This window comes from Salipiger sp. HF18 (genome assembly GCF_011806505.1).
GTDB classification, from domain to species: domain Bacteria; phylum Pseudomonadota; class Alphaproteobacteria; order Rhodobacterales; family Rhodobacteraceae; genus Salipiger; species Salipiger thiooxidans.
This window is the reverse complement of the sequence record NZ_JAATOS010000259.1, coordinates 1-5811: the sequence shown is the minus strand read 5'-3', so window position 1 is coordinate 5811 and position 5811 is coordinate 1. Positions and strand designations below refer to the sequence as shown.

General features: G+C 64.0%; 7 protein-coding genes. 4 read left to right on the top strand and 3 right to left on the bottom strand.

The window, feature by feature from the left end; genetic code table 11:
- The first annotated feature begins 132 nt into the window (after nucleotides 1-132).
- Nucleotides 133-777, top strand: coding sequence for a response regulator transcription factor (locus tag HC022_RS17755; RefSeq protein WP_008883978.1), 645 nt, complete (start codon nucleotides 133-135; stop codon nucleotides 775-777).
- A gap of 46 nt (nucleotides 778-823) precedes the next feature.
- Here HC022_RS17755 and HC022_RS17750 read toward each other — a convergent pair whose 3' ends face one another.
- The gene (locus tag HC022_RS17750) at nucleotides 824-1042 is read right to left on the bottom strand and encodes a hypothetical protein (protein WP_089957363.1); all 219 of its coding nucleotides are present in this window, start codon (nucleotides 1040-1042) and stop codon (nucleotides 824-826) included.
- A gap of 472 nt (nucleotides 1043-1514) precedes the next feature.
- Here HC022_RS17750 and HC022_RS17745 point away from each other — a divergent pair, with 472 nt between their 5' ends.
- Together HC022_RS17745 and ilvN are read left to right on the top strand one after the other, a co-directional pair.
- Complete coding sequence (locus HC022_RS17745; protein WP_167453318.1) at nucleotides 1515-3230, top strand: acetolactate synthase 3 large subunit; 1716 nt, start codon at nucleotides 1515-1517, stop codon at nucleotides 3228-3230.
- A 101-nt stretch (nucleotides 3231-3331) separates the two neighbouring features.
- Nucleotides 3332-3895, top strand: a complete 564-nt coding sequence (ilvN, locus tag HC022_RS17740; RefSeq protein WP_008885116.1) for an acetolactate synthase small subunit — start codon at nucleotides 3332-3334, stop codon at nucleotides 3893-3895.
- Nucleotides 3896-3910: 15 nt separating this feature from the next.
- On the opposite strand, the gene HC022_RS17735 is transcribed toward ilvN, so the two are convergent.
- On the bottom strand, nucleotides 3911-4246 hold the full coding sequence (locus tag HC022_RS17735) for a hypothetical protein (protein ID WP_167453317.1): 336 nt from the start codon (nucleotides 4244-4246) through the stop codon (nucleotides 3911-3913).
- A 238-nt stretch (nucleotides 4247-4484) separates the two neighbouring features.
- On the opposite strand from HC022_RS17735, the gene HC022_RS17730 reads away from it, so the two are divergent.
- Nucleotides 4485-5294, top strand: a complete 810-nt coding sequence (locus HC022_RS17730; protein ID WP_008885382.1) for a helix-turn-helix transcriptional regulator — start codon at nucleotides 4485-4487, stop codon at nucleotides 5292-5294.
- Between the two features lie 44 nt (nucleotides 5295-5338).
- On the opposite strand, the gene HC022_RS17725 is transcribed toward HC022_RS17730, so the two are convergent.
- Nucleotides 5339-5811 (bottom strand): DUF2189 domain-containing protein (locus tag HC022_RS17725; protein WP_167453316.1); only part of this gene is annotated, 473 nt, incomplete at its 5' end.

Below are 5811 nucleotides of genomic sequence, written 5' to 3'. Positions count from 1 at the left end.
ACGGATGGAACAGCTCGGCGGGTCGCTGCGCGTCTTGTCCTCGCGCTCGGGCACAGCTATCGAAGCCCAGATCCCCCTGTCCCACCTGCTGCCCCCAGAGGAGGGCAGCCAGCAAGCCCGCAAGGTCCGCGCATGACCCGTCCCACCCGTGTTGCCATCGTCGACGATCACCCGCTCGTGGCCGAGGGCATCGAGGCCATTCTCGAAAGCTACGACGACATCGAGGTGACGGCGACGCTGTCCAACGGGCAGGAGATGATCGACCGACTCGAGGCGCTGGCCCCGGACGTCATCCTGATGGACCTGAACATGCCGGGGCTCAGCGGGCTTTCGGCCACCGAGATGATCCTCGAGCGCCGCCCCGAGACCCGCATCCTCGTGCTCTCGATGCACGATACGCCCGAATACATCTCGACCGCGCTCGGGCACGGCGCCATGGGCTACGTGCTCAAGGACGTGCCGACCGACGAGGTGAAGCGTGCCATCGACGCGGTGATGGCGGGCGAGCGCTATCTCTGCACCGGCGCCGAGGGGGCGCTGCGACCCGTGATGACCGGCGGGCGCGAACAGCTCACCAACCGCGAGCAGATGGTGCTGCTGCAGCTGGCGCAGGGCAAGTCGAACAAGGAAGTGGCGCAGGCGCTGGATATCTCGGTACGCACGGTCGAAACGCACCGCAAGAACATCAAGCGCAAGCTGGGGATCAGCTCGACCGCGGGGCTGACCCGCTACGCGCTCGAGCATGGGGTGCTGCAGGGCACCGGCGTCAACACCTGACGCCGCGCCCTCGGCGATTTCACCAAGCCTTATCAAGGCCGCTCGCTCAGATCAGCGGGCCTGCCTGTGCGCCTGCGTCCTCGAGGCTGCCGTGGATGATCGCGGGGATCACCTGCGGGTAGGTCCGAGCATCCTCGGCAATCTCCCCGTCCCCGCTCTGCACGGTGCTCAGCAGATGGGCCAGCGCCAGAAGCGCCACAAGGAGCCCGGCCCGCAGCATCGTGAAGTCGCGGGCAGAGCGGCGGAAGTATCGTCTGAAGGCCATGTCACTCTCCCTGAAGTCCGGTCGGTTCCGGAATTTCTCTATCTGAACCGCTGCGTTCAGTATGCCCGGAACCATCGTTTCACGCAATTCACGAACCCGAGTGCAGGGGTTGAACCGGCTTGAAGTCCCAATCGCAAAATGGGTGAGAAGTGTTGTCCTATTTCACAATGGCCCCAAAAGCTTTCCGAAAATTTCCGGAAACTCCTCCGCCACGAAACTTTGTGAAAATAAAAGCCGTCCGGGACGCGGAATTTCGCCGTTTCCAAGGTTGACGCCCCTCCCCCATGCTCCTATGGTCCGCCGGCGCAATGAAGGAGTCCACACTCGTGGCACGTCTAATCGTAATCGTAGGAACATGGCGCATGGGCCGGTAACACCGAACCATAATGGTTCCCCATGCGCCCCCGAAATCCTCGGGGGCTTTTTTATTGCCGCAGCAACAAGTGAATGACGTCGTAAACGGAGACACGCGATGACACGTCAGATGACCGGAGCGAAAATGGTGGTCCAAGCCCTGAAGGATCAGGGTGTGGACACGGTATTCGGCTATCCCGGCGGTGCCGTCCTACCGATTTATGACGAGATCTTTCAGCAGAACGACATTCATCACGTCCTCGTCCGGCACGAGCAGGCCGCGGTTCACGCGGCCGAGGGCTATGCCCGCTCGACCGGCAAGGTCGGCGTCGCGCTTGTCACCTCGGGCCCCGGCGCCACCAATGCCGTCACCGGCCTCACGGATGCTCTGATGGACTCGATCCCGATCATCGTCCTGTCGGGCCAGGTCCCGACCTTCATGATCGGCTCGGATGCCTTCCAGGAGGCCGACACCGTCGGCATCACCCGCCCCTGCACCAAGCACAACTGGCTGGTGAAGGACACCGACAAGCTGTCCTCGATCATCCATCAGGCCTTCCACGTCGCCTCCTCGGGGCGTCCGGGCCCGGTGCTGATCGACATCCCCAAGGACGTGCAGTTCGCCAGCGGCGAGTACACGCCCCGCCCCAAGGCGCCGGTCGGCCACTACCAGCCGCAGGTGAAGGGCGATCTCGACACCATCACCGCGCTGGTCGAGGCGCTGGAGAACGCCGAGCGGCCGGTCTTCTACACCGGCGGCGGCGTCATCAACTCGGGCCCCGGCGCGAGCCAGCTCCTGCGCGAGCTGGTCGAGGCCACCGGCGTGCCGATCACCTCGACGCTGATGGGCCTCGGCGCCTACCCCGCCTCGGGCAAGCACTGGCTCGGGATGCTCGGCATACACGGTCTCTACGAGGCCAACATGGCGATGCACGGCTGCGACCTGATGATCAACATCGGCGCCCGCTTCGACGACCGGATCACCGGCCGCCTCGACGCGTTCTCGCCGAAGTCGAAGAAGGCGCATATCGACATCGACCCGAGCTCGATCAACAAGGTCATCAAGACCGACCTGCCGAAGGTCTGGAAGGCCCGCGGCCGCAAGATCAACCGCGAGGGTCTGGCCAAGTGGTGGCGGCAGATCGACGAGTGGCGGGCGGTGAAGTGCCTGACCTACAAGCCCTCCGAGACCATCATCAAGCCGCAATACGCGCTGGAGCGGCTCGAGGAGCTCACCAAGGGCCGTGACCGTTACATCACCACCGAGGTCGGCCAGCACCAGATGTGGGCCGCGCAGTTCCTCGGCTTCGAGGATCCCAACCGCTGGATGACCTCCGGCGGGCTCGGCACCATGGGCTACGGCTTCCCCGCCTCGATCGGCGTGCAGATGGCCCATCCCGACGCGCTGGTGATCAACGTCGCGGGCGAGGCCTCGTGGCTGATGAACATGCAGGAGATGGGCACCGCGGTGCAGTACCGCCTGCCGGTCAAGCAGTTCATCCTCAACAACGAGCGTCTGGGCATGGTGCGCCAGTGGCAGCAGCTGCTGCACGGCGAGCGCTATTCCTCGAGCTGGTCCGAGGCGCTGCCCGACTTCGTGAAGCTGGCCGAGGCCTTCGGGGCCAAGGGCATCCAGTGCAAGGATCCGGCGGATCTCGACGACGCGATCATGGAGATGCTGAACCACGACGGCCCGGTGATCTTCGACTGCCTCGTCGAGAAGCACGAGAACTGCTTCCCGATGATCCCGTCGGGCGAGCCGCACAACAAGATGCTGCTCGGCGACGCGAAGGCCACCAACGCCATCGCGGGCAAGGGCGCCGTCCTCGTCTGATACCCAAGGTCACGCAGGGGGCTCAGTGCCCCCTGCCCTCATGCTGATCCCGAGGCAGGCCGGAGGGGGCGCCTCGTTTTTCCGACCGGAAAGGAATGCAAATGTCCGCGCTACAGATCAAGAAGGGCTCGTCCAAGCACTCGGCCTACAACCTGCGCCCGACCTTCTCGGACGTGCAGGAGGCCCACACGATCACCGTGCTGGTCGAGAACGAGCCCGGTGTCCTGGCCCGCGTCATCGGCCTGTTCTCGGGCCGTGGTTACAACATTGACAGCCTGACCGTGGCCGAGGTCGACCACGAGGGGCACCTGAGCCGCATCACCATCGTGACCACCGGCACGCCTCAGGTGATCGAGCAGATAAAGGCCCAGCTCGGCCGCATCGTGTCGGTGCGTGACGTGCACGACCTGACCGCCGAGGGCAGTTCGGTCGAGCGGGAACTGGCGCTGATGAAGGTCACCGGCAGCGGCGAGAGGCGGGTCGAGGCACTGCGCCTTGCCGATATCTTCCGGGCTCAGGTGGTGGATTCGACGCTGGAGAGCTTCATCTTCCAGCTGACCGGTGCTCCGGACAAGATCGACGCCTTCGCGGATCTGATGCGCCCCCTCGGGCTGGTCCAGGTCGCCCGGACGGGCGTGGCCGCGCTTTCGCGCGGCCAGAGCTGACGGGAACGTCGCGTCTCAGGACGCGTGCAGGGTTTCCGGCCGGAACTTCTGGCCGGCCGGAGCCGTACCAGGGAAGGGAATGACATTCCCAAGCGACCGGCTTGCGGCAGGTCGCTGCGGCGCCGGCACACGGTGCCTGTCCACATTGCGCAGGTTCTGCGCCAGTCCCGCATACTGCTGCTGAACGAGCCGCTTGGGGTTGTTCACGCGCCTAAGGTTCGACACACCGCCATGCGCGGTGTGCTCTTCGTTTCTGTAGAAGGCCAGGTCTCCGTGGTCCTCGCACCAGATAACCGCCTTATGATCACTATGGTCGGCCCAAAGCACGACCCCGTACATCTTTTCAGACATTGCCAGCCCTTACGTTCCCTTGGGAAACAGGGTCGCGCATTTACAAGATAAACGACATGAGAAGAATAGCGTCTACGGGTTGCTTTTTGTGTCCGTTTCAGTATGAACTGTCGCTAAAGAGCGCCACATCTGAAGCTATATAGCGTCACATTCGGCCTTTCGAGCAGAGAAACCCTTAATAACTGTCACTTGGCCGATGGTCGGGCGACGCAAAAGCGGACGGGTCACGGTACGAAACATGCGAAAGGACGTCACGCAACCAAGTCCTGCAGAGCTTCGGGGCGTCTTTGGCGCCAATCTGCGTCAGCTTGGCGACAAGGCGTCGTCGATCTCGGCTCTGTGCCGCGATCTCGGCATCAACAGGACCCAGTTCAACAGGTATCTTGCGGGCGAAAGCTTCCCCCGTCCAGATGTTCTTCACCGCATCTGTCGCTTCTTCAACGTTGACGCGCGCATCCTGCTCGAGCCGGTGGACCAGATCGAGGACAATCGGCAGGGTCTCCTGCATCACCCCTACATCGCGGATTTCGTTGGAGGCGGCCTCGAGAGGCTCATACCAGAAGAGGAATTTCCTTCGGGTTTCTATCGTTTTACGCGAGCAGCCTTCACCGACGCCGACCGCTACATCGTGGGTCTCGTGCAGATATCGCGGCGGGACAACCTGACCGTTCTGCGCGGCTACGAGCCCAAGGAAGCGCTCGCGATGCTCGACCTGCCGACCGACCCGACAACGCGCGAATTTCGCGGTGTGGCCATGCCGCAGGCCGAAGGATTCGCACTTTTGGTCAGCCGCAGGGATTCGCTGACCACCTCGTTCAACTACCTGTCGCGAATCTCGGCCATCGGGAAATTCTACTGGGTGGGCTACACACTCCGGACCACGCCCGAGAACCCCACCGGCCGTCGCGCCGCACGGCTGATCTACGAATACCTCGGCCGCGACACGCACCAGATCCTCGCCACCGCGCGGATGGCCGGCTACGTGCACGAAGACGCGCTCTCGCCCTTCCACCGCCGGCAGCTGCGCGTGGGCGAGCCCTTCGCCTGATCCCGACTGCCGTCCCTGATCCGGTCACCTGACGCTGATGCGCCTCAGGCCGGTGCCGCACCCTCGGTCGCAGCAGCCTGCGCCCCTGCCCCCGCCTTCAGCAGGTCGTAGAGGTGCCATGTGGCGTGCCCCAGCACCGGCAGCACCACGAAGAGCCCCAGGAAGGCCGGCAGCATCGCCAGCAGTGTCGCCGCCGCGATGAAGGCGCCCCAGGCGAACATCACCACCGGGTGCGCCGCCACGTACTGGAACGAGGTGATCATCGCGGTCACGAAGTCAATCTCGCGGTCGAGCAGCATCGGCAGCGCCAGCACCGTGATCATGTAGAGCAGCACCGAGAACCCCGCCCCCACCGCGGTGCCGAAGGCCAGCATGGCGAGCCCGTTGCCGGTCAGGAAGACCTCGTGGCTCGACGAGACGTTGGTCATCACCGAGAGCCCGAGGAACAGCGCGAAGATCATGTGGGCGAGGAAGAACCAGAACATGAAGACCAGCACGATCACCGCGCAGATCGACG

Bases quoted from the DNA above. Each gene is read 5' to 3' on its own strand.
- HC022_RS17755 (WP_008883978.1), top strand. From the start codon at position 133: ATGACCCGTCCCACCCGTGTTGCCATCGTCGACGATCACCCGCTCGTG.
- HC022_RS17750 (WP_089957363.1), bottom strand. From the start codon at position 1,042: ATGGCCTTCAGACGATACTTCCGCCGCTCTGCCCGCGACTTCACGATG.
- HC022_RS17745 (WP_167453318.1), top strand. From the start codon at position 1,515: ATGACACGTCAGATGACCGGAGCGAAAATGGTGGTCCAAGCCCTGAAG.
- ilvN (WP_008885116.1), top strand. From the start codon at position 3,332: ATGTCCGCGCTACAGATCAAGAAGGGCTCGTCCAAGCACTCGGCCTAC.
- HC022_RS17735 (WP_167453317.1), bottom strand. From the start codon at position 4,246: ATGTCTGAAAAGATGTACGGGGTCGTGCTTTGGGCCGACCATAGTGAT.
- HC022_RS17730 (WP_008885382.1), top strand. From the start codon at position 4,485: ATGCGAAAGGACGTCACGCAACCAAGTCCTGCAGAGCTTCGGGGCGTC.